The following is a 21711-nucleotide window of genomic DNA, read 5'->3' as shown; positions in this document are numbered from 1 at the left end:
TTATACAGTAAATACAGGTAATCTTGAAGAAATCGATCATTATATTTTATTTCATGTTGCTTTATGCAATGGTGCAGCTCATCTCTTGGGGCACATTGGTGGTAAGGCTGGAACCTGCCAGAATGGCAATGGTCATGGGAGAAGGATCGGTATTTTTATTTTTACTATGTATTGGTGCCTATTTTTTACATCAGTCTATTAAAAAAGAAGAGCGTTTACGCGAACAGCAGCAAAACTTTTTATTGTCTGTAACACATGAGCTAAAATCGCCGTTAGCGGCTATAAAGTTATCTATACAAACGATCGTGAAACGTGATCTGGATAAAGCAAGGCAGACTTCTTTGCTGAGTAATTCATTAAAAGATATTGAGCGTTTGGATGATCTGGTGGAGAATATGTTGCTGGCTACCAAGATAGAAAACCGCTCTTATTCCTTCCCTAAGGAGGAATTTGACTTTTCTGAACTGGTAACTAAGATTACAGACAGGCTGCAGGTGCATTCGTGTGGATGTGAGCAGTTGATCACTCCGGTAATTAAACCGGGAATTAAAGTGATGGGCGATCAGTTTGCACTTTCTTCGGTAGTGACGAACCTTGTTGAGAATGCAGTGAAGTATTCTGGACCTTGTGCAGATGTATCTGTTGAATTGATGGAGAAAGATGGTCATCCTTTTTTAAGGGTATCTGACAAAGGGCCAGGTATTCCTGATGCAGAAAAGATGCTTATTTTCGATAAATTTTACCGTGTTGGTGATGAGAATGTCAGAAAATCAAAAGGAACAGGTTTAGGCCTGTTTATTGTTAAGGAAGTATTACAAAGCCACGACGCTGATATCAGCGTTAGAGATAACGTACCGCAAGGTGCTATTTTTGAAATAACATTTAGTTGATTATGCAACAGAAATTAAGAATACTGCTGGTTGAAGATGAAGACCATTTATTAGATGCGATAAAATTAAACCTTGAGCTTGAAGGTTATAAAGTACATGCTGTAAAAGATGGTAAAACGGCCTTAAAGGTTTTTAAGGAAGAGCGTTTTAACCTAATTATCCTGGATGTAATGCTTCCGGAAATGGACGGTTTCCAGGTGTGTGAAACCATCAGATTAGAAAATACTGAAGTACCTATTCTTTTCTTAACTGCTAAAAATACCAGCGAAGATAGAGTAATGGGACTTAAAAAGGGAGCCGATGATTATTTGGTAAAACCTTTTAACCTGGAAGAACTGATCTTAAGAGTAGGCATTCTGGTAAAACGCAGCATGAAAGCTGACGATTTAAAAGAAATAAACTCTTATAAAATTGGTGATAAAACCATTTATTTTAACTCGTTTGAGTTGAAACAGGATGATGGTGTGATTGTGCCTTTAACCAAAAAGGAAACTATGCTTTTGAAATTGCTGATAGAGCGTAAAAATGAAGCTGTATCACGCGAACAGATTTTGGAAACAGTTTGGAATTATGACGTTTATCCATCTACAAGAACGATAGATAACTTCATCTTGACTTTCCGAAAGTATTTTGAGCCAGATCAGAAAAACCCGGTTTATTTTCATTCGATCAGAGGTGTAGGCTATAAATTCACGGATATTCATTAATGTATAATTCAAAAGGCAGGTATGCCCTGATGGCAGTTTTTGCTATCGCGATCCTGGTATGCCTTTTTTATGATCAATATCAGCTGGCAGCTATTGCCGGCTTTTTGTTTGCCTTTGTTTTGTGGAGCCACTTTAAGCACAGTTCTATATTGCTGGCCTCAAAACATTTTAAAAATGGCGACCATGCGCGTGCAGAGCAATTGCTAAATGAGGTGCCTAATGCTGATCGGTTAGCTAAAAACAGACGTGGTTATTACGAGTTTATGCGGGCCAATATTGCTTTAAAAAAGGAGGATTATGAGGCTGCAGAATTTCACTTTCAAATAGCCAGTCGTTTTCCTTTAGGTGGAAAGAATGATAAAGCTTTTGTGATGATTCATTTGGCTAATCTGGCCCTAAGGAAGAAAGATAAAGTACGTAGTGCTGCCTACCTTGAAAAAGCAAAAGAGCTTGCGGTAACACCTAAAGCATTAGATATAATTAGTAAGATAGAGAAAGAAGTAAACAGTTTATAAAAGAAATAGAGGAGAAATTTAGAACAGATGAACACGTTATTTTTAGATGCAGCATTTTCAAAGCAAACAGAACGTCCACCAGTATGGATGATGCGTCAGGCAGGTCGTTTTATGCCAGAGTATTGGGAGATTAAAAATAAATACTCCTTTCTTGAAATGTGCAAAACACCTGAGATTGCTGCTGATGTAACGATGTTGCCGGTTGATTTGTTGAGTATTGATGCTGCTATTTTATTTTCAGATATCCTGGTTACCGGAGAGGCTATGGGTGGAGACCTGAGCTTTACACAAGGCGTTGGGCCAAAGTTTGCAAATCCTGTGCGTACACTGAAAGATGTGGATGCTTTGGAGGTAGATGTATTGGATAGGCTACAATATGTTGCAGATGCAATTAAAGTGATACAGCAACGTTTAAATGGAAGTATTCCACTAATCGGTTTTGCCGGTGCACCGTTTACCGTAATGAGTTACCTGGTTGAGGGTGGTTCATCAAAGGACTTTAAATTAACTAAATTGTTGATGCATAACGAGCCAGAGATTGCGCATAAACTATTGGCTAAAATTGCAAAGGTTACTGCCGATTATTTGAATCTGCAGATTGCTGCCGGTGTTAATGCTATTCAGATTTTTGATAGTTGGGCTTTAGCGCTATCATGGAATGATTATCAGGAATTCTCTCACCGTTACATTCAGGAAATTATTGCCAATCTAAATAGAAAAGACATTCCTGTAATTTCTTTCTGTAAAGGAAGTTCCGTTTTTGCTCCAATTATGGCAACTGCCAAACCGGATGTAATTTCGGTAGACTGGAACGCAGATCTTTTAAATATTAAAAAGAGCCTACCTGCTGGTATTGCTGTGCAGGGAAATCTTGATCCACATATTTTATATGCCAACAAACCTGTCATCAAAAAAGAGATACTTAGATTGTTTGAGCGTATGCGCGGTGAGAATGGCTTTATCTTTAACCTTGGTCATGGTATTATGCCTGATATTCCTTTTGATAACGTAAAATACGCTATAGAGGTAATTAAGGAATTTAAATACTAAGCTTAATGGAGAAATACTATTTATACGTCATGGCTGTTCATATCATCTTTGTGGTAAGTTGGATGGCAGGATTGTTTTATAGTGTGCGTTTATTCATTTATCATACTGAGGCGAATGACAGACCTGAAATTGAACGCAATATCCTTCAAAAGGAATATGAAAAAATAGAGCGTAAGCTCTGGAACATCATTACTACACCTGCTATGCTACTAACCGTACTTGCAGGAGTAGGGATGGTTTGTATACGGCCCTGGTTGTTAACTATGCCCTGGTTCCATGTAAAGCTAGGTTTTGTAGCTGCTTTATTGGTGTATCATTTTATTTGCCAGAATATCATGAGACAGCTAAAGCATGGTAAATGTAAAATTAGTTCTTTTCAACTTCGTTTATGGAATGAGGTAGCTACTATTTTGCTGGTTGCAATTGTATTTACTGTAGTTTTAAAAAGTGCGGTCGACTGGGTTTATGGTCTTATTGGTTTAATTGTTTTTGCGGTTGTGATTATGATGGCTGTAAAATGGTATAAGCATTACCGTAAAAAGCATGATTCCTAAGTAAATCCCAAAATATTATGATAGCTCCTGTTAAGGAGCTATTTTTATTTATAGCTATTTTTTTAACCTCATGCAACCTTTTCAATAATTCCTTCATCTTCTATACATCAAACACAAATGGAATTGACGCAATATAGAATAGATGAACTGCTAAATGGATGCAAAGCCGGTAACCGGCAGATGCAGGAAGCGCTTTATAAACAGACGGCTGCTAAAATGCTGGCTATTTGTATGCGCTATACCAAAGATAAAATGGAGGCTGAAGATGTATTGCAGTTGGCTTATATTAAAGTGTTCGAAAAGATAAAAGAGTATCGAGGTGAGGGTGCTTTTGAAGGATGGATCAGGAGGATTATGGTTAATACGGCAATCGAAAGTTATAGAAAGAATCTGAAAAATATGAACCTGGTACAGATTGAAGAAGCACATGAACAACCTTCTACTAACTTTGATTTTAGCAGGCTTGGCCTTCAAGATCTCATGAGAATTATTCAAAAGCTATCTGATGGCTATCGTATTGTTTTTAATATGTATGCAATTGAAGGTTATACACATAAAGAAATTGCAGCAACGCTTGGTATTTCAGAAGGGGCTAGTAAGTCTCAGTTGTCTAGAGCCAGAGCAATTTTAAGGGAAGAAATTATTAGAATGGAAGACATAAATCATACAGCATATGCGGGATAAAGAAATGGATCAGCTGTTTAAGGATCGGTTTGAAAATGCAGAAATTGAACCTTCTGCTGGGCTTTGGACAAGTATTGAAAAACATCTGGAAATTAAACCTGTTAAAAGGAAGTTTCCTTTATATTGGTTTGCAGCAGCGGCAGCAGTTGCTATTGTTATTATGAGCTTATTGCTTACTAAAGAGGAGAAGATTCAGTTGTATGCGCTGGATCATTTTATTCCCCCTTTAGTGGAAAAGGCCGCACCAATTTCAATTCAGAAAGAATCGGGCACCCAATCTCCACATAGAACTGCCTCAACCAAGCTTACTGTGAAAAATAAAATAGCTGTAGTTAAGGCAATTGATACAGTTCGGGCAACAAATATTAAAAAAGATTTAATGGTGATGCAACCAATAAAGGAGGATATGCATCTTCATGCTGTGGTAGAGAGGTTACAGCCAGTCGTAAATTCAAATACTCTGGTGCTGGCATCTGATCAATCGCTGGTAACGGGTATTGATGAGGTGATCAATGAGAATGATCAGGTTGAGAAAAAAGGGATTAGAAATGTTGGTGACCTGATTAATTTTGTTGTGGATAAACTGGACAAAAGGGAGGAGAAGCTCTTGCAATTTAAAACTGATGACGATGATAATTCTTCACTTATTGCGATTAACATCGGATTTATAAAATTCAATTCAAAGAAACACAAATAAACCAAACAATATGAATAGAATACTTTTTGCAGCACTTTTGGTGAGCGGGCTTACCTGTGCAATGACTGGTAAGGCAATAGCTCAGCAAGACAGCACTTCAAAGAAAAAGATGAAACGTTTTGACATGAGATACGGTATCGGTGTAAGTGTAGGTAAAAAGGATACGGCAAGTACTCCTAATGCTTCTAAAGGACGTTTTATGGGTGGGATTACAATTACCAGGGTAGATTGGGGATTCTCCAGGCTGATTGATAACGGAAGCTTCACTTTGTCACCTAAAAATGATTTTTTGAGTTACAGAGGATCTAAAACCAGTACTTTTTCTTTTGATGTGATTCAATTTGGTTACCGATTTAATCCGAATTTTAAGTTGTATGTGGCAGGTGGTTTCGACTGGACTATGATCCGTTTAAGAAAAGATATTACAATCCAAAGAGGGCAACCGGAGTTAACTTATGTAAATGATGACATTCATTATAGCAAAAATAGATTCTCCAATAGTTATGTACATATTCCTTTGAATTTCGAATTCCGCACGAATGAGAAGCATGGTAGCAAACGCTTTTATTTTGTAGCCGGCCCAGAAGTGAGTTTCCTTTTAAATGGAAAAGTAAAACAAATTAGCGATGAGCATGGTAAGGTTAAAATAAGAGATGATTATCATTTTCAATCTTTCCGTTACGGTGGTACTGCTCGTATTGGCTATGGCAGTATTGGTTTATTCACCAAATATTATTTTAATGATATGTTTGATAGCCCAGAGCAAAAAGGATTGAAGAATATGTCCTTCGGTATTACATTCGGACTACATTAAAACATACACAACCAAATAAACCTAACAGGGTATAAAATACTTTTATGCCCTGTTTTTATAGTCAATAGAGAACTTGATGCAACCTCTTTTTGTACCAAAATATCTATCTTTGCATCTGTGGAAGAACCTATCATTAGCGTTAAAAACTTAACCAAGCAGTACCAAACCGAACAATCATCAGGCGTAAGTCAGGTCAGTTTCGACATCAAAAAAGGAAACATTCTAGCTATTCTTGGCGAAAGTGGAAGTGGAAAGTCGACCCTTTTGAAATGTATTTATGGCTTACTGAAAGTAGATGAGGGGGAGGTTACTTTTAAAGGTAAACGCATTTTTGGGCCTGATGAGCAGCTTATACCCGGGCATAAGGAAATGAAAATGGTTACTCAGGACTTTTCCTTAAACATATATGCCAAGGTATATGACAATATTGCATCCATGCTTTCCAATACCAACGTGCAGGTTAAGCAGGAAAAGACGATGAAGATGATGCAACACTTGCATATTGAACATCTTAAGGATAAGAAAATTACACAATTAAGTGGGGGAGAGCAGCAGCGTGTAGCTATAGCAAAAGCTATGGTAAGTGATACTACCGTATTGTTATTGGACGAGCCCTTTAGTCAGGTTGATGCTTTGCTGAAAAACCAATTACGGGCCGATATCAAAAAAATAGCTGCGGAAACCGGAGTTACCGTCGTTATGGTGTCACATGATCCGGCTGATGGGTTGTTCCTTGCTGATGAGTTACTTATTCTAAAGGATGGCAAGCTGCTACAATTGGGAGACCCCGCTTATATATATAATCATCCTGATCACATTTACACTGCCCAGCTACTGGGTAATGCTGTTGTTTTAAATGCAGCCGATGCTGAGCGACTAGGTTTAGAAGTAAAAAGCGGTAATGCTGTTTTTTATCCGGAATGGGTCGAGTTAAAAAGCTCCTGGAACAGCAAACGTTTTGAGGTTAAAGACGTGTATTACAAAGGTTTTTACGAAGAACTGCTGCTGGAACGTAATGGTGTAGTGATAAGGGCTATCCAGTTAAACCGGGGTGAGCATAAAAAGAACGATCATGTTCAGGCGAATATTACTCGTTTTTTGACTTTGTAAATCAATAAAAATCAGTCTGGTAAAACCTCATTATTCATTTTCGTGTCATAACATTTACTTATAAGCTGTTTCCTGACTTTCTTACTAAAATATTCAGAAGTTGAGTATTAACTTTGCGGCGCTTAATCAGTTTTAAGCGATAAATATTAAAAGTAAAAAGCAGATGTATCAGAAACATCCTCAATCCATAATAGTAAAGTTCATTTTTTCGCTCATTTTAGCTTTGTCTAGCTTACCGGCATTTGCACAAGAAACCTCTGTAAAAGGAACTGTTACCGATGCTACTACTAAAGAAACCATTCCTTATGCATCATTTATTGTTGTGGGGAGCGGTAAAGGGGGACGTACTGATGCCGATGGTAAATACAATATTACAATTGATGGTAATTATACTCAGCTTAAATTTAGTTATGTAGGTTATAAAGCGCAGGTAAAAACGATTAAGCCAAATACTGCTCAGACCATTAATATTCAATTGCAAAGCGAGGCAATGCAAATGAATGAGGTGGTGATAAAGGCAGGTAAAAAGCCAAAATATCGCAATAAAGAGAATCCTGCTGTAGAATTGATTCGTAAGGTAATTGCCAACAAGTCGAAAAACCGCATGGAAAGCTACGACTATGTGACTTACCAAAAGTACGAAAGGATGTTGTTCTCTATGAGCAACCTTTCAGATAAATTTAAGAGTAAAAAGATGTTCCGTAATTACCAGTTCCTATTCCAGGAACAGGACTCAGCTAAAATTGGGGGTAAAAATCTTCTACCTGTTTTTCAACAAGAAAAGCTTTCTGACAATTACTTCCGTAAAAATCCAGAGAAGCTGAAAACGGTTGTGATTGCCGATAAACAGGTTAACTTTGACGAGCGTTTTATTGATAACCAGGGCTTGAGTTCTTATTTCGATAGGATGTATCAGGATATCGATATTTACAATAATAATATTTCTGTTGTGAGTAACCTGTTGTTAAGTCCAATAGCGGATGGTGCTCCTGGTTTCTATAAATTCTTTATTACAGATACAATCAAAACTCATCAACCTCAATTGATAGAGCTTTCATTTACGCCAAGAGGTAAAATGGATCAGTTATTTGAGGGGAAGCTGTATATAACCATGGATGGGAATTATGCTGTTCAAAATGCATATCTTACTGTTAATAAAAACATCAACCTGAATTTTGTAAGGGGACTTGAGGCCAAGCTTGAGTTTGATCAGAATCCTGACAAGCGATATCACCTGAAGAAAAGTAACCTGATAGTTGATTTCGCAATTACTAAAAACAGTAGTTCAGGGTTTACTGGAGAACGTACGGTGACCTATAAGGACTATAAAATCAACATACCACCTGCTGATGATGTTTATAAAGGTGCATCGACTTTGGTAATCGCTCCGGATGCGGCTAATAAGTCTGACGACTTTTGGGTGAACAATAGACCCGAAGCACTAAGCCTTAACAGTGCCAAGGTGTATCGGAATTTAGATACTTTGCAAACTATTCCTTCTTTTAAGCGAACAATGGATATTGTAACACTCTTTTTTGCGGGATATAAAGATTTTGGACCTTTTGAAATGGGACCTGTAAATACTTTTTACAGTTTTAATGGTGTAGAAGGTTTTCGCTTACGTTTAGGGGGGAGAACGACACCAGCTTTAAGTAAAAGATATTATTTTGAAACTTATGCCGCTTATGGGTTTGATGATCAAAAGTGGAAGTATTTCCTGAGTGGAACTTATTCACTAAACAATAAGTCAATCTATGCTTTCCCACAAAATTACCTGAGAGCAAGTTTTCAGCGAGATACAAAGATTCCGGGACAGGAGTTAGAGTTTGTTCAGGAAGACAATTTCCTTTTGTCATTTAAAAGAGGGGATAACAATATGATGTTGTATAATGATTTTTACAGATTGGATTATGTTCATGAATATGAGAATCATTTCTCTTATAGCTTAGGTTTACGCAAATGGAAGCAGAGTCCGGCTGGAGGCCTATATTTTAACAACTCGGACCAAACTCTTTTTTCAAGAACTAATGAGATCAATACTTCTGAGGTTACAATAGGATTGCGGTATGCGCCTCATGAGAAGTTTTATCAGGGAAAAATCTATCGCACACCTTTTGTAGATAAATATCCGATATTTAACCTACGCTATACCGCAGGCTTGAAGGGCGTTTTAGGTGGTGAATACAATTACCATAATTTTATGGCTAGTGCCGAAAAGCGTTTTTATTTGTCGCAATTGGGCTATACAGATGTTACTCTGGAAGGTGGATATAATGTAGGTAAGCTGCCTTTTCCACTATTGTCTATTCATCGCGCCAATCAAACTTATGCTTATCAGTTACAATCCTATAACCTGATGAACTTCCTTGAGTTTGTGAGTGATCATTATGGAAGCATCAACATCGATCAGAATTTTAATGGATTCTTTTTTAACAAGATCCCATTGCTTCAGCAGTTAAAATTAAGAGAGGTGATGTCATTTAAAGCATTGTATGGTGGTTTACGTAATGAGAACAATCCGGATAAAAACCCGGATGCTATGCAGTTTGTGCGTAACCAGGATGGGGTGCCAATTACGCATGGCTTAAGCAGTGTGCCTTATATAGAAGGAAGTGTTGGAGTTGGAAATATTTTTAAAGTACTTAGGGTTGATGCGGTAAAGCGCTTCAATTATTTGGATTACCCTGGTGTTTCCAGCTGGGGATTCCGTGCCAGAGTAAAATTTGATTTTTAATTGTTGTAAAGCAGGGTGGTTAGGTAAAGCTTAACTACCCTGCTTTTTTATGTTAAAATCGGCCTAGTGGCCATGTCCTTCTTCTACATGGATCTCGAACTTTAGTTTCAACAGGTCCTGACCCGCAAACTTTGTTGCGTAGTCATTATGATTCCAGTCGCTTCGGGTAATTGTTGCTTTAACATCTTTATTTAGTTTTCTGAGTATATAGGTGATTTCTTTGGTGGGTCCTTGATTATCATGACCTATAGTGAGATAACTTAGTATTCCTGTAGTTTCATACTGGCCGGTTACTATAGAACCATCTGCATAGTTCTGTTCTTTTGGCTGGAAGACCGCTCCGCTTTCCGTTTTAGAGTCCTTATTCAGGATCAAGTTGCCGCCCACCAGGAATGCTTTGAATTGGTCTGCAGTCGCTTTATCCTGGATAAACTGATTTTGCACTTCCTTCCCGGTATAATCCCAGGCCTTCAGCTCCATTTTATATACTGCATTAGCCTCAAGGTGTAGGTGTCCGTTGGCGGTGGCAATACCTTTTTCATTGAATTTAATCACAACAGGCGCTCCGGCAGTCAGGTCTGTAAGTCCGTGGAAGTGATCTCCGTGCGCTTCAATCGCGGCTCCGGTAACTTCGGTCAGGATGATTTCTGATCGTTCAATACCTTCTTTTACTACCGGGATATCATTGTTTTTTTTACATGAACTTACAAAAAGTACAGCTGCTGTCATCAATGCGATTGCCAGGGATTTAAATTGATTTGTCATCTTTTGAGTTTGATTTTAATGATTAATTATTGTTATTGAATTTTAATGCTTAGGCCTTTGATGATCTGCCAGCCGGCCTTATCAGTCAGTCTGATTAGAAAATGGTAATCACCCGGATCTATATCTGTGGGGACGGTAATTTCTTCTGCGATCACGTAACTTTTTAATCCTGCTGGGATGGTAAAGCTCTTGATCAGTAGAAATGGCTTTACGGGTGTTTTTATGGGGTCAGACTGGCAGTCATTTACCTCAGTGCTATGGCTGTGGTGATCGAAATTATGATGGATGTCAACACTTACTGAGCCCAGTTCTACATTGTCATTAAGACTGGCGCAAAAGATAAATTTTTCACCCCGTTTCACAGAGCTGCATTGCTGAGGAAAACCATTGCTGGTATTAAGATTTATTGTTGGGTATTCCGTATCGATGGTTACTGCGTTCTCTTTCTTACAGCCATTGAACAATAGGAGCACTGCGACAAAGACATAACTTGTTTGAATAAGTTTCATAGGAGGGCTTTTTAATTAGTGATGGTTAGGTCCTCTCTGATTTCAAGCTTAGTCCCGTTTTCATCCAACACCACAAAATAGAAGTCATATTTGCCTTCCGGGGCTTCTGCTGGAATGGTAAAATGCTTGTGTACATTGGTGTTTTTAGTACCACTATATTCTGTCCACACTAATTCAAATTTCCAGTAGCGGGCATATACCTCACCGTTTTTCTGTAAGATTTTTACCTGAACTTCTTTTATTTTATCTGAAGCAATTACATCTGCATTGAAGTGAAAATCTCTTCCTCTTAATGCGAGCTTGTTTCCGGAACCGATTTCTATGTTTGTCGCAGTAGGAATAGCTTTTTCGGGTTCTGCTTCCTTATCTTTTTTACATGCCTGAAAAGCGGTGCCAAAAAGCAGTAAAGCCACTATAATCTTTTTTGTTTTCATGTTTAGTAAAGTGTTTTTGTGTGAAGTTTTAATTGTGTCCATTTGATGATGTTATTATAGATTTATAAGTTTTTGTTCTTTAAAGGAGTGTTAAAAGGGATCTTTAAGGATAGGATAATGTTCCTTCCTTGCTCAGGTAATTCAATAAGCCTATAAAAACTGGTGTGATTGAGGTATCGGGTATTCAGCAGGTTTTGCATTTGCAAACTGAACATCAGCTGCTGATTATAGATACTGATCCTGGTGCCTGCCTGGAGGTTGATGAGGCTATAACCTGGTGTTTTCTTTTCGGGAGGGACAATGTTATTTTGTCTCGCAGTGATCCGGTAGTCTATAGAAAAATAGGAATGTTTAAGAAAGGAATCTGACTCCGGTGACCAGGTTAGATTAAACAAAGCTGAAGCCGGTGGAGAGAAAGGAAGTGTATAACCTTTCTTGTCTCCTGATAGCTGTCTTGCATATAAATATTCGTACAGAAATTCTGTACTAAGGCTTTTCAATACCTTATATTTTACCTGTAACTCACCACCGTATCTAATGACTTTACTTTGAGCATATTGAAAAATCTGATTACCCGCACCATAGTAAAAATCATGGTGAGCTGTAGGATTCAGGTAGATGTAATTTGGAAAATAGTTGTAAAAAGGACTGATTAGCATCGACCAGTGGCCTTCGTTCCAGCCAATACTTAGGTCAAGTTGGTACGACTGCTCAGGCGAAAGCGTAGGATCTCCCTTTTCGTAACTGAAATAGTGATAATTCACCCCATTTGCACCCAGCTCTTTGGCAATTGGCATTCTGAAACTTTTGCCGATATTGGCCTTCAATAGCAATTTCTGACAGTTGTAATTTATACCGGCTGACCATACTATGCTGTTAAAAGAACGGTTCAAATCATCAGCTCTAACCAGCATTTCTGAGGTTGTTGTACCATCTTTTGTCACATCAGAATTAAACCAGTCTGTATATTTAAACATTCTGATCTTTCCATAATCATACCTCAATGCTGCATTTAACAAAACCTGCTCGTTGATTTTGTACTTATCATACACGAATAGTCCTGCAGTGGCCTGGTTGAAAGAAGGAACTAAAAATGTCCAACCGTCAATGGCATTGTCCTGATATTCGGAATTAATGCCTGCAATAAAATGATGTTTTCCAATGATTATTCTATCTTTCAGATTCAGTGTATATACCTGCTTATCAAATTCTCGTTCCAGTTCAGGAGAAATAGATAAATGATCAGGATAAACAGGAGGCATATAGCCATGATTTACATACTGACTTAATTCCTGACGAAAATTTCGTTGGTATCCAACCTCTATCTCCATGTTATGTCCATTTGCCTGATAACTACTGCGATTAATGAGCTTAAAATGGTTTACCTGCTGACTAGGCGTCTGGATATCCCTTGCAGACACATCATGTAATTCGGTGTCTACTCTTCTTGGTTCCAGGCCATGTGCATTGGCGAAAAAACCACTCTTACTATAAATGTTACTGAAGTAAAATACTGATCTGAAATGCTCCTTCATGTAACCAGTACTCAGGTGTAATCCTGTTTCCATGCCGGCAGTATTACGCAAATGCCGTTTGTGTAATCTAACTGCATAATCATAAACGAATACCGTATCCGTGGGTACACTGTAGTCTCCGTAATTCTGATAGGTTATGCGGGAGTCAAAGAACCAGTTTTCTTTTCTTCCAAAGAGATTAACAGAACTTCCATATAGTTTATTATTGCTTTTCCCCAACAGATCAACTGAACCGCCCAGGGTATTTTTCGGTGGGGCATTAGCTGGTTTAACATCAACTACCCCTGCTATAGCATCAGAACCATAGATAAAGGAAGCTGCACCTTTTATCAACTCGATCTCTTCAGCGGCGAACTGATCAATCTCCAGGCCATGATCCGCTCCCCATTGCTGGCCTTCATGTTTTACCCCCTTGTCAGTTACCACTACTCTGTTGAATCCCAATCCACGGATTAGTGGTTTAGATTGACCGGAACCAATGCCTATTGTTTTAATACCTGGCAAACGTTCTAGGGTTTTCATTAAACTTCCGCCCAGGTTGCGTTGTATAAAATCACTGTTAACCGTTACTACATTTAAAGACTCCTCTTCTAGACGTAGCTGCAGCCGTTTGTCTTTAACCACTACTTCTTTTAATTGATGAACGGATGGGGCAGATCTGGTTTTTGATGTCGAATCAGGTACAGAATTTAGAACTTGTCCAAAGGCTGCTTGAAGATTGATCAACAGAAAAAGGAATAATGTATAGAATCTCTTCATTAAATTTTGTAGTTGGGTTTACAGTAATAAATAGGCATAGGAATGCTTGCCCGCTTAAAGCAGGGGTAAATAAGGAAATAGAAAAAGGGAGTTTAAGGTTAGTGGGGTGGGCCTTTGTTTGCGGTGACTTGCGGGGTAAAATCGTAAAACCCTGTCAATACTCGGGTATTGAGTGTGATTGCTTCAGGGCTTGTTATGGTAAGCACTTGTGAATGGGACAAAAGTATCTGCTGTCCCTGAACATGATGGGAATAATCGCAAACAGTACATTTATCTGAGAGCTGGATACGTTCGTTATCTCCGTATAATGCCTCTTGATTTTCATGTACATCGATATGCAGGTGAAAAAGCTGTGCAATTGAAATAAACAGAAATAATGCAATTAACAGATAGGAACCGATCTGCTGCAGTTTTGTCCATAATTGTTTTGCACTTGTGTTCATTATTGCATCAAAGTTGCATTTATATTTTGTGATATGCAATTTTAAATGCAATTAAGTTGCTTTTTTTTGATTAGGGATGGTATGAAGCTTTATTAGCTCCTTTTTTTTATGATTTTATTGAGGTAAATTAGTGCATATAATTAACCCTTAAAACCAGCTGCTATGAATGAGGAATATCTAAAGCTACCATTGCTTAAAAATCAGGTTGATATGCGTTTTGAATTAAAAATAGGTGACTATACCGCATTTATAGATTTTAAAGAGCATGGTAAAAAGATCTGGTTGATCCATACTGAAGCTCCTGAAGAATTAAAAGGCAAAGGGGCTGCAACAGCTATCATAGTGAAAACATTGTCATATATTGAAGATAAAGGTTATAAACTTATTCCTTTATGTCCATTTGTAGCCGCCTATTTGAAAAGGCATCCTGAATGGGAAAGAATTTTAGATGAAAGTGCAAGGCCGTTTTAAAAGAGGATAGGGTAGCCCTGTTAAACTAAGTGAAAGTAGGCCAGACAAATTTTGTTAATTTTAAGTGCTGGATCTTCTGGGTATGTCCATGTCGCAATATATGAAGGCAATGGAATATATTCCATTAAAAATGGAATGGGTTCGGGTGTAGAAGGTTTAAAAATGAATATGAACACAAAAATTATTTTTATAATTTTCATAGGAATATTAAGCATGAAACATGCAGCAAAAAGTCAATCTAAAATAGAGCGTGATTCTAAAAAGGCAAGGGAAATTTTGCTCGACAGTGTAATTAAACATTCTGTCTCATCAGTGATTTTAAAAGAAAAGTACAATGCAGACAGAAAAATATGGCTAGAAACTTCTTTCCCAGAAGAAAAAATTATTTTGAAAAATAACTCGGAGGCAACTTTTCGAACAAGTAACAATGACAAAATAAAGTCCCTTTTAGCAGGTCTTTTTTCAATATCACCAACGGAATTTTTGTTAGGTATGAGAGGGATTGAAGGTGTGATAACAATTAAGGTTGAAAAAGTTTTATGGGTGAAAAAAGATGATATTCCAGAGTTAATTAGACTTGTAAATATTAATATAGTCACTCCGCAAATAAAACAATATAGCTCTATGGAAAGTAGTGGAGACAATGGTTCAAGATATATTAAAACCCCATTAGGAATTAACGCTTTGAATTTGATCCATAATTATTTAAATGGATTATTCCCTTCAGGGGGCACTCCTTCTTATAAATCTATTGTAGATTGGTATAAAAGCGGAAAACCTAAAGAAGAATACAAGTATGAACTATAATACTCCCCAAATATTGGACAGCTGATTAAATTCATAAATTTAACAGTTGAAAATGAAAAAAGAGCGTAGAAAATTCAGTTCTGTTTTCAAGACCAAAGTGGTGCTTGAAGCAATTAAGGAAAGTAGTACCATGCAAGAACTTGCGTCCAAATACAGTCTCCATCCCACACAGATCACCGCGTGGAAGCGTGAATTTCTTGAGAAAGCCGATACGGTGTTTGGTTCAGAGAAACCAGATGAAAAGGAAGAATCTAAAGAGAAGGAACTGTACTCCAAGATTGGCGAACTTCAGATCCAGGTTGATTTCCTAAAAAAAGTCTTGGGGAAATGAGTATGATTGAAAGGCGTAGCCTTATTTCCCCGGAGCACCAGGCGCTGAGTATTGCCAGTCAGTGCAAGCTACTGAACTTGCAGCGCAGCTGCTATTATTTCAAGCCTAAAGGCGAGTCGCTGTTCAACCAGTCGATAATGAATTTGATTGACCGTAAGTTTCTTGACTGCCCGTTTTACGGCGTGGACCGGATGACTGCGTATCTTAACAAAGATTTGGGATGTCATGTGAATAACAAGCGTATACGTCGTCTTTATCGTGTGATGAACCTGCGGACAATTTATCCTAAAAAGAACCTGAGCAAGGCTAATGCGGCACACCATAAATATCCATATTTGCTGAAAGGCTTGAAAATAGATCGGCCGGGCCAGGTTTGGCAGGCTGATATCACTTATATTCCCATGTTCAGAGGCTTCATGTATATGTTTGCCATTATTGATGTGTACAGCCGAAAGATTGTCGGATGGAGCATTTCAAATACCATGACCGTAGAATGGTGCAGAGATGTACTGCTTGAAACCATTGAAGAACATGGTACACCTGGTATATTTAATACGGATCAAGGCTCACAGTTCACCAGTCCGATCTTCACTAAAGCACTTAAAGACAGTAATGTAAGTATATCTATGGATGGCAAGGGAAGAGCCTTGGATAATGTGTTCATTGAGCGATTCTGGAGATCTTTGAAACAGGAGTATATTTATCTTAACCCACCTAACGGTGGTATGGAATTATTCCAGGGTATAAAACGGTATGTGGAATTTTATAACAATGAACGAAGGCATCGGTCAATGGACGATCTTACGCCAAATGAGGTATTCTATCAAAATAATAAAAAAGTGTCCTAAATAATCTTAAGTTTGACCTATAGCTGTCCAGCAAACCGGGAGTACTTCAGAACTATATACCCCGATTACCGGTACGGCGCCATTAATTAGAAAAGATTTTAAGAAAAACTAGGTAACTTCTTATTATATTATTGAGAGGACTAAACTATGTAGTTAAGTATATAACTTCGACATAGTTTAGAAGATAAGTGCTATGTAAGAGCTCGTATTCAATTCTTCAAATATTGAACAACGGATTAAAATCATAAATTTAATACAAAAAAAAGTCAAAATGGTTATGGAGGGATGGTTGGAGCAAGTGGCTACACAGGAAATTCAGGTAGTGGAAGTAGTGCTATTTCTATAATTTATATTTCTCCTTTGGTGATGATCGATGGACATAATCCAGATGGGATTCTAGCAGAGATGGGGCATGAATTAGTTCATGTATATTTAGCCCCATGTAATTAGATAATCATGAAAAAAATACTAATAACATTGTTTTTTAGCATATCGATGTCCTTTATATATGCTCAGGACACCAATCTACCTGTAGAAATCCGTTTGAAATTAATTGAAGAAAATAATGACAAGGGAGTAAAGGAACTCTCTCTTAGTGTTTCTATTATTAATCATTCTGGATTAGATATTTATATTCCAAATTTTAAACTTTATGCAATAGGAGCAGGTATTCATTTTTATCAAAAGGAGGGCGGACTGTGGCGGGAAATTGATATAAATACTCAAAATTATTACAAACCCATTGTTCCACATAGACAAATTGTTGGGAAGGATACGATTATGAGTTATCATGGTAATGGACCAGTTTATTCTGTCAATAATAGTATTACAAAAAAGTATATGAAATATACTTATCAGTTGTCCAGGAATCAGGATAGCATTATCCAGAGTTTTTACAATTCAGCACCAGACCATCATCAGATCGACAAAATATATACCGAAGATAAAAAACCTTTATTTCTTAAGGCAAAGGAAACGCTTAATAATTATTATGTGCGAAATGTGGATTATCTCTTAACAAAAAAGATGGCATATAAGATTGCTTTTAATTCAGAACTCAGGGATAGTCTTAGGTACTTTAGAGAGCCTAGGGTATATTCAGATCGAATAAAAAAGTATGTGGAGCTTAATTTTCCCGAATACATTTATGAGTATAAGCTTTTTTATCCGAAGGAAATTAAATCTAATATAATATATTATACAAATAAAGAGGTTGTAGATAAGTAGACACTTAAGTATTCCCTGCCAGTTAAATATATTTAGAGATTCTACCTAACTTAATAATATAATGAAGATACAGGTCTATCCAGTTGGCGGTCATAGCATAAATCTTCCTACATCGGATTATATCGTAAATGGAGTAAACTGTAACTTATTAACATGAAAAAAATACTATTAATATTCTTTATTGCAGGTAATATATTTACTTTCTGCAAATCCTTCAGTCAGATACCTGTTGAAGCAAAAAAGGTCGAAGAATTAAAAAATGGATGCATAATTGACACCATAATAATCAGGAAGAAGGAAGTCTCTTTTGCAAAGAAAAATAATAATAACTACAAAAGAGATGAACGTGTGATTTTAGCAATGTCCCCTGATTTTGTTAAGGATATTATCAACCCTACAAATATTAAAAGCAAGCGTTATAAAGTTCAGGAAATTCAGGCAAATGTTGCACTGGATACTATCAAGGCAGATATTTTAAAAAAGGTTATGTGAAGTACTCCCGGTTTGCTGGACAGCTATAGGTCAAACTTAAGATTATTTAGGACACTTTTTTATTATTTTGATAGAATACCTCATTTGGCGTAAGATCGTCCATTGACCGATGCCTTCGTTCATTGTTATAAAATTCCACATACCGTTTTATACCCTGGAATAATTCCATACCACCGTTAGGTGGGTTAAGATAAATATACTCCTGTTTCAAAGATCTCCAGAATCGCTCAATGAACACATTATCCAAGGCTCTTCCCTTGCCATCCATAGATATACTTACATTACTGTCTTTAAGTGCTTTAGTGAAGATCGGACTGGTGAACTGTGAGCCTTGATCCGTATTAAATATACCAGGTGTACCATGTTCTTCAATGGTTTCAAGCAGTACATCTCTGCACCATTCTACGGTCATGGTATTTGAAATGCTCCATCCGACAATCTTTCGGCTGTACACATCAATAATGGCAAACATATACATGAAGCCTCTGAACATGGGAATATAAGTGATATCAGCCTGCCAAACCTGGCCCGGCCGATCTATTTTCAAGCCTTTCAGCAAATATGGATATTTATGGTGTGCCGCATTAGCCTTGCTCAGGTTCTTTTTAGGATAAATTGTCCGCAGGTTCATCACACGATAAAGACGACGTATACGCTTGTTATTCACATGACATCCCAAATCTTTGTTAAGATACGCAGTCATCCGGTCCACGCCGTAAAACGGGCAGTCAAGAAACTTACGGTCAATCAAATTCATTATCGACTGGTTGAACAGCGACTCGCCTTTAGGCTTGAAATAATAGCAGCTGCGCTGCAAGTTCAGTAGCTTGCACTGACTGGCAATACTCAGCGCCTGGTGCTCCGGGGAAATAAGGCTACGCCTTTCAATTATACTCATTTCCCCAAGACTTTTTTTAGGAAATCAACCTGGATCTGAAGTTCGCCAATCTTGGAGTACAGTTCCTTCTCTTTAGATTCTTCCTTTTCATCTGGTTTCTCTGAACCAAACACCGTATCGGCTTTCTCAAGAAATTCACGCTTCCACGCGGTGATCTGTGTGGGATGGAGACTGTATTTGGACGCAAGTTCTTGCATGGTACTACTTTCCTTAATTGCTTCAAGCACCACTTTGGTCTTGAAAACAGAACTGAATTTTCTACGCTCTTTTTTCATTTTCAACTGTTAAATTTATGAATTTAATCAGCTGTCCAATATTTGGGGAGTATTATAATGGCCAAGGAAAGCTGGAAAAAGAAACTTCTTAAACATTCCGGAGGAGATTCCCTAAATCTAAAAAAGTATACAATTGTTCACCTTCCAGTATATTATCTGACACCTAATATCGCATTATTTAAAGATGGAGAAAATATTGCAAAATATTATAACCTTGAAACGGGGCGCCTTAAATATGCGATAGTAAAGAATGGGACTTTGTTTGGTTTGATCGATTATTATAATGGTGAAACCAAATTAATTCCAGTTAGTAAAGCTGATTCAATCGGATATAGTGAAATTATAAAATTGGAAAAAACTCCAATTGCATTCAAAAATTTTATTGCCAAGGATCCAAATAATGTTGGTGGGAAGATCGAAATGTTTGGTTATTTATTGGATGATCATATTATATTTTCCATGTACTATGAGCAGGAACGTGGGCAAGAGTTGCCTGAAAAGGTCGATAAAACCACTTTTATAAAAACATATAGAATGGAATTGGCGGAATCTTTTTATTCCAGTGAAAAAGAGTATCCAATTATAAAACAATTCATAGACTCTTCTTATGAGAGCCTGAGGCACTTTAAAAACTGATTTTATCTTGTAAAATCATCTGTTTGTTTTGGTTGTAAATAGATCTTGTATATTAATACTATTAATGTTTTTATGAAATGTATAGTCGTATAAAAAATTATTGTTAATTAAATCTAGGAATTGTCTCATTGTCCATTTGTAGCCGCCTATTTGAAAAGGCATCCTGAATGGGAAAGAATTTTAGATGAAAGCGCAATGCCGTTTTAAAAGAGGATAGGGTAGTTCCATTAAATCTAACCGAAAGTGGCCACCATCAATGTTCGCTTAAATGGATAGAATACTGGCGATTCCTGGAAACGTGTAGCTAATTGTGCTTTATAAACAGTTGTGAAATCAGCTTTTAATCCTTCAGGTAATTTTTCAAGATAAGGGATCAAGGCAGTGCCGGATACCCAATCAAACAAAGCTTCTGCATCTTTTAAAACATGGGGGTAAACCTTTTCAAAAACGGTGACTTCTGAGCCTCCCTGATCGAATAATAGTTTTGCGTAAGCCTCTATGCCCAATACCGGTGATGTCCTTACCCATCCCTTTAGTGCCGTAAAATAGGGCTCTTTAGTTGCAAGTAATTGTAGTGATTCATGGGTGAAATGATGATGATTGGAAGGAACCTGAACCACTAGTTGGCCTCCGGGATTGATCATGGAAATAATTGCGGGCAGCAGAACCTCATGGTGATCAAGCCACTGTAACGCAGCATTTGAAAAAATCAGATCATATTTTAAACCCTGTTTAACTACCTGTTCAATGGTTCGGTGTTCAAAGCGTAATTGTTCGTTTTTAAAAGCTTTAGCTTCTTTTAACATTTCGGCCGAAGCATCAATTCCTAATACCTGTCCTCCGGGTAAATGGTCTGCGAGGTTTCTACTCAGCTCTCCCGTTCCACATCCCAGATCAATGGCGGTTAGATTAGGCTTAACCTTTATCAACGCCAGCAGGTCATAAAATGGAGCAAAGCGTTCCTGCTTAAATTTGTTATATACTTCCGGATTCCAAGGCATAATACGTTTATTATTAATAAGTAGTCGTATCATTTTCTTGAATAACACGACTACTTTTAGCCTGTTTAATTTAAATGCGAAGTGACAATAACTACCCTTACACCAATCGGAGCTGTTGGTCTTGAGGGCCTTAGATTTATGTCTCCACTGGTTTGAATGTCAAAAGTTATAGAGCCTTGTCTGGCAGTATAAGTGTAAGAAACGGCGTCATATACATAAGGTAATTGCTTGTATTCATTTACACTATTGTTTGGATAAAAATATACTGATATACCGTCGTTTTTGAATGTTTGATAATCAATTTCAGGAAAGTTAAGTGTCGTAGTTAACCTTGTTCCATTGTCAACAGATACCCATTGACTAGCATTGATTACAGTTTCTATGGTTTGATTTGGCAGACCTGCATCAATGATGGTGTCCTTCTTGCACGATGCCAGACCAAGCGTGGCTGTGCATAGTAATAATAATATAAGTTTTCTCATGTATTTGTGTGTTTACTATTCTTCTAGCAAATTTATTGCCATA

At 37.4% G+C, this 21711-nt stretch carries 26 protein-coding genes; 17 read left to right on the top strand and 9 right to left on the bottom strand.

All coding sequences use genetic code 11. The features are described 5' to 3' along the window. The first annotated feature begins 23 nt into the window (after window positions 1-23). The 10 genes from P0Y49_17265 to P0Y49_17220 all read left to right on the top strand — a co-directional run bounded on the left by P0Y49_17265 (window position 24) and on the right by P0Y49_17220 (window position 9755). Window positions 24-890 carry a HAMP domain-containing sensor histidine kinase gene (locus P0Y49_17265; protein WEK18542.1) on the top strand — a complete coding sequence of 289 codons (867 nt, stop codon included), beginning with the start codon at window positions 24-26 and terminating at the stop codon, window positions 888-890. A 2-nt stretch (window positions 891-892) separates the two neighbouring features. Next, window positions 893-1597 carry a response regulator transcription factor gene (locus tag P0Y49_17260; GenBank protein ID WEK18541.1) on the top strand — a complete coding sequence of 235 codons (705 nt, stop codon included), beginning with the start codon at window positions 893-895 and terminating at the stop codon, window positions 1595-1597. Then, window positions 1597-2112: a hypothetical protein gene (locus P0Y49_17255; GenBank protein WEK18540.1), complete on the top strand. Its 516-nt coding sequence runs from the start codon at window positions 1597-1599 to the stop codon at window positions 2110-2112. Before P0Y49_17260 ends, P0Y49_17255 begins: the two co-directional genes overlap by 1 nt. Before the next feature lie 27 nt (window positions 2113-2139). Then, entirely contained in the window at window positions 2140-3162 is a 1023-nt protein-coding gene (gene hemE / locus P0Y49_17250; GenBank protein ID WEK18539.1) for a uroporphyrinogen decarboxylase, read from the top strand. Window positions 3163-3167: 5 nt separating this feature from the next. Then, the gene (hemJ, locus tag P0Y49_17245; GenBank protein WEK18538.1) at window positions 3168-3716 is read left to right on the top strand and encodes a protoporphyrinogen oxidase HemJ; all 549 of its coding nucleotides are present in this window, start codon (window positions 3168-3170) and stop codon (window positions 3714-3716) included. 117 nt (window positions 3717-3833) lie between these two features. Further along, window positions 3834-4400: an RNA polymerase sigma factor gene (locus tag P0Y49_17240; GenBank protein ID WEK18537.1), complete on the top strand. Its 567-nt coding sequence runs from the start codon at window positions 3834-3836 to the stop codon at window positions 4398-4400. Beyond that, on the top strand, window positions 4390-5097 hold the full coding sequence (locus P0Y49_17235) for a hypothetical protein (protein ID WEK18536.1): 708 nt from the start codon (window positions 4390-4392) through the stop codon (window positions 5095-5097). Before P0Y49_17240 ends, P0Y49_17235 begins: the two co-directional genes overlap by 11 nt. A 10-nt stretch (window positions 5098-5107) precedes the next feature. Continuing rightward, window positions 5108-5911: an outer membrane beta-barrel protein gene (locus tag P0Y49_17230; GenBank protein ID WEK18535.1), complete on the top strand. Its 804-nt coding sequence runs from the start codon at window positions 5108-5110 to the stop codon at window positions 5909-5911. 117 nt (window positions 5912-6028) lie between these two features. Then, window positions 6029-7021, top strand: a complete 993-nt coding sequence (locus tag P0Y49_17225) for an ABC transporter ATP-binding protein (GenBank protein ID WEK18534.1) — start codon at window positions 6029-6031, stop codon at window positions 7019-7021. A gap of 163 nt (window positions 7022-7184) precedes the next feature. After that, window positions 7185-9755: a DUF5686 family protein gene (locus tag P0Y49_17220; GenBank protein WEK18533.1), complete on the top strand. Its 2571-nt coding sequence runs from the start codon at window positions 7185-7187 to the stop codon at window positions 9753-9755. Window positions 9756-9818: 63 nt separating this feature from the next. On the opposite strand, the gene P0Y49_17215 is transcribed toward P0Y49_17220, so the two are convergent. From P0Y49_17215 to P0Y49_17195, 5 genes are all read right to left on the bottom strand, one after another. Then, a complete protein-coding gene (locus P0Y49_17215) occupies window positions 9819-10520 on the bottom strand; it encodes a hypothetical protein (GenBank protein WEK18532.1) in 702 nt (233 codons plus the stop codon). Window positions 10521-10552: 32 nt separating this feature from the next. Further along, window positions 10553-11029, bottom strand: a complete 477-nt coding sequence (locus P0Y49_17210; GenBank protein WEK18531.1) for a DUF4625 domain-containing protein — start codon at window positions 11027-11029, stop codon at window positions 10553-10555. An 11-nt stretch (window positions 11030-11040) separates the two neighbouring features. Beyond that, on the bottom strand, window positions 11041-11463 hold the full coding sequence (locus P0Y49_17205) for a DUF4625 domain-containing protein (GenBank protein ID WEK18530.1): 423 nt from the start codon (window positions 11461-11463) through the stop codon (window positions 11041-11043). 62 nt (window positions 11464-11525) lie between these two features. After that, a complete protein-coding gene (locus P0Y49_17200; GenBank protein WEK18529.1) occupies window positions 11526-13757 on the bottom strand; it encodes a TonB-dependent receptor in 2232 nt (743 codons plus the stop codon). A 98-nt stretch (window positions 13758-13855) separates the two neighbouring features. Then, window positions 13856-14200: a hypothetical protein gene (locus P0Y49_17195; protein ID WEK18528.1), complete on the bottom strand. Its 345-nt coding sequence runs from the start codon at window positions 14198-14200 to the stop codon at window positions 13856-13858. 162 nt (window positions 14201-14362) lie between these two features. Here P0Y49_17195 and P0Y49_17190 point away from each other — a divergent pair, with 162 nt between their 5' ends. The 6 genes from P0Y49_17190 (at window position 14363) to P0Y49_17165 (ending at window position 18376) form a co-directional block, all read left to right on the top strand. Then, window positions 14363-14671, top strand: coding sequence for a GNAT family N-acetyltransferase (locus P0Y49_17190; GenBank protein ID WEK18527.1), 309 nt, complete (start codon window positions 14363-14365; stop codon window positions 14669-14671). A 51-nt stretch (window positions 14672-14722) separates the two neighbouring features. Next, window positions 14723-15478: a hypothetical protein gene (locus tag P0Y49_17185; GenBank protein ID WEK18526.1), complete on the top strand. Its 756-nt coding sequence runs from the start codon at window positions 14723-14725 to the stop codon at window positions 15476-15478. Between the two features lie 52 nt (window positions 15479-15530). Beyond that, window positions 15531-15809 carry a transposase gene (locus P0Y49_17180; protein ID WEK18525.1) on the top strand — a complete coding sequence of 93 codons (279 nt, stop codon included), beginning with the start codon at window positions 15531-15533 and terminating at the stop codon, window positions 15807-15809. Beyond that, entirely contained in the window at window positions 15806-16657 is an 852-nt protein-coding gene (locus tag P0Y49_17175) for an IS3 family transposase (protein WEK18524.1), read from the top strand. The genes P0Y49_17180 and P0Y49_17175 overlap by 4 nt, the downstream gene beginning before the upstream one ends. Before the next feature lie 456 nt (window positions 16658-17113). Next, window positions 17114-17884 (top strand): hypothetical protein, encoded by a 771-nt coding sequence (locus P0Y49_17170; GenBank protein ID WEK18523.1) that lies wholly within the window; start codon window positions 17114-17116, stop codon window positions 17882-17884. 153 nt (window positions 17885-18037) lie between these two features. Beyond that, complete coding sequence (locus P0Y49_17165; protein ID WEK18522.1) at window positions 18038-18376, top strand: hypothetical protein; 339 nt, start codon at window positions 18038-18040, stop codon at window positions 18374-18376. Between the two features lie 46 nt (window positions 18377-18422). Here the strand turns inward: P0Y49_17165 and P0Y49_17160 are convergent, their stop codons facing one another. Further along, entirely contained in the window at window positions 18423-19274 is an 852-nt protein-coding gene (locus P0Y49_17160) for an IS3 family transposase (protein WEK18521.1), read from the bottom strand. Continuing rightward, window positions 19271-19549, bottom strand: a complete 279-nt coding sequence (locus tag P0Y49_17155) for a transposase (GenBank protein ID WEK18520.1) — start codon at window positions 19547-19549, stop codon at window positions 19271-19273. Before P0Y49_17155 ends, P0Y49_17160 begins: the two co-directional genes overlap by 4 nt. A 57-nt stretch (window positions 19550-19606) precedes the next feature. On the opposite strand from P0Y49_17155, the gene P0Y49_17150 reads away from it, so the two are divergent. Next, complete coding sequence (locus P0Y49_17150) at window positions 19607-20185, top strand: hypothetical protein (protein ID WEK18519.1); 579 nt, start codon at window positions 19607-19609, stop codon at window positions 20183-20185. Between the two features lie 233 nt (window positions 20186-20418). Here P0Y49_17150 and P0Y49_17145 read toward each other — a convergent pair whose 3' ends face one another. Continuing rightward, window positions 20419-21219, bottom strand: a complete 801-nt coding sequence (locus P0Y49_17145; GenBank protein WEK18518.1) for a methyltransferase domain-containing protein — start codon at window positions 21217-21219, stop codon at window positions 20419-20421. Window positions 21220-21251: 32 nt separating this feature from the next. Continuing rightward, window positions 21252-21668 carry a hypothetical protein gene (locus P0Y49_17140; protein ID WEK18517.1) on the bottom strand — a complete coding sequence of 139 codons (417 nt, stop codon included), beginning with the start codon at window positions 21666-21668 and terminating at the stop codon, window positions 21252-21254. Window positions 21669-21711 lie beyond the last annotated feature (43 nt).

It is taken from the genome of Candidatus Pedobacter colombiensis, from assembly GCA_029202485.1.
GTDB lineage: Bacteria > Bacteroidota > Bacteroidia > Sphingobacteriales > Sphingobacteriaceae > Pedobacter > Pedobacter colombiensis.
The sequence above is the reverse complement of the archived record's forward strand: the minus strand, read 5'-3'. Positions and strand labels throughout refer to the sequence as shown.

Excerpts from the sequence above, each read along its gene's own strand:
- P0Y49_17260 (WEK18541.1), top strand. The coding sequence starts at position 893 with ATGCAACAGAAATTAAGAATACTGCTGGTTGAAGATGAAGACCATTTA.
- P0Y49_17255 (WEK18540.1), top strand. The coding sequence starts at position 1,597 with ATGTATAATTCAAAAGGCAGGTATGCCCTGATGGCAGTTTTTGCTATC.
- hemE (WEK18539.1), top strand. The coding sequence starts at position 2,140 with ATGAACACGTTATTTTTAGATGCAGCATTTTCAAAGCAAACAGAACGT.
- hemJ (WEK18538.1), top strand. The coding sequence starts at position 3,168 with ATGGAGAAATACTATTTATACGTCATGGCTGTTCATATCATCTTTGTG.
- P0Y49_17240 (WEK18537.1), top strand. The coding sequence starts at position 3,834 with ATGGAATTGACGCAATATAGAATAGATGAACTGCTAAATGGATGCAAA.
- P0Y49_17235 (WEK18536.1), top strand. The coding sequence starts at position 4,390 with ATGCGGGATAAAGAAATGGATCAGCTGTTTAAGGATCGGTTTGAAAAT.
- P0Y49_17230 (WEK18535.1), top strand. The coding sequence starts at position 5,108 with ATGAATAGAATACTTTTTGCAGCACTTTTGGTGAGCGGGCTTACCTGT.
- P0Y49_17220 (WEK18533.1), top strand. The coding sequence starts at position 7,185 with ATGTATCAGAAACATCCTCAATCCATAATAGTAAAGTTCATTTTTTCG.
- P0Y49_17215 (WEK18532.1), bottom strand. The coding sequence starts at position 10,520 with ATGACAAATCAATTTAAATCCCTGGCAATCGCATTGATGACAGCAGCT.
- P0Y49_17210 (WEK18531.1), bottom strand. The coding sequence starts at position 11,029 with ATGAAACTTATTCAAACAAGTTATGTCTTTGTCGCAGTGCTCCTATTG.
- P0Y49_17205 (WEK18530.1), bottom strand. The coding sequence starts at position 11,463 with ATGAAAACAAAAAAGATTATAGTGGCTTTACTGCTTTTTGGCACCGCT.
- P0Y49_17200 (WEK18529.1), bottom strand. The coding sequence starts at position 13,757 with ATGAAGAGATTCTATACATTATTCCTTTTTCTGTTGATCAATCTTCAA.
- P0Y49_17195 (WEK18528.1), bottom strand. The coding sequence starts at position 14,200 with ATGAACACAAGTGCAAAACAATTATGGACAAAACTGCAGCAGATCGGT.
- P0Y49_17190 (WEK18527.1), top strand. The coding sequence starts at position 14,363 with ATGAATGAGGAATATCTAAAGCTACCATTGCTTAAAAATCAGGTTGAT.
- P0Y49_17180 (WEK18525.1), top strand. The coding sequence starts at position 15,531 with ATGAAAAAAGAGCGTAGAAAATTCAGTTCTGTTTTCAAGACCAAAGTG.
- P0Y49_17175 (WEK18524.1), top strand. The coding sequence starts at position 15,806 with ATGAGTATGATTGAAAGGCGTAGCCTTATTTCCCCGGAGCACCAGGCG.
- P0Y49_17170 (WEK18523.1), top strand. The coding sequence starts at position 17,114 with ATGAAAAAAATACTAATAACATTGTTTTTTAGCATATCGATGTCCTTT.
- P0Y49_17165 (WEK18522.1), top strand. The coding sequence starts at position 18,038 with ATGAAAAAAATACTATTAATATTCTTTATTGCAGGTAATATATTTACT.
- P0Y49_17160 (WEK18521.1), bottom strand. The coding sequence starts at position 19,274 with ATGAGTATAATTGAAAGGCGTAGCCTTATTTCCCCGGAGCACCAGGCG.
- P0Y49_17155 (WEK18520.1), bottom strand. The coding sequence starts at position 19,549 with ATGAAAAAAGAGCGTAGAAAATTCAGTTCTGTTTTCAAGACCAAAGTG.
- P0Y49_17150 (WEK18519.1), top strand. The coding sequence starts at position 19,607 with ATGGCCAAGGAAAGCTGGAAAAAGAAACTTCTTAAACATTCCGGAGGA.
- P0Y49_17145 (WEK18518.1), bottom strand. The coding sequence starts at position 21,219 with ATGATACGACTACTTATTAATAATAAACGTATTATGCCTTGGAATCCG.
- P0Y49_17140 (WEK18517.1), bottom strand. The coding sequence starts at position 21,668 with ATGAGAAAACTTATATTATTATTACTATGCACAGCCACGCTTGGTCTG.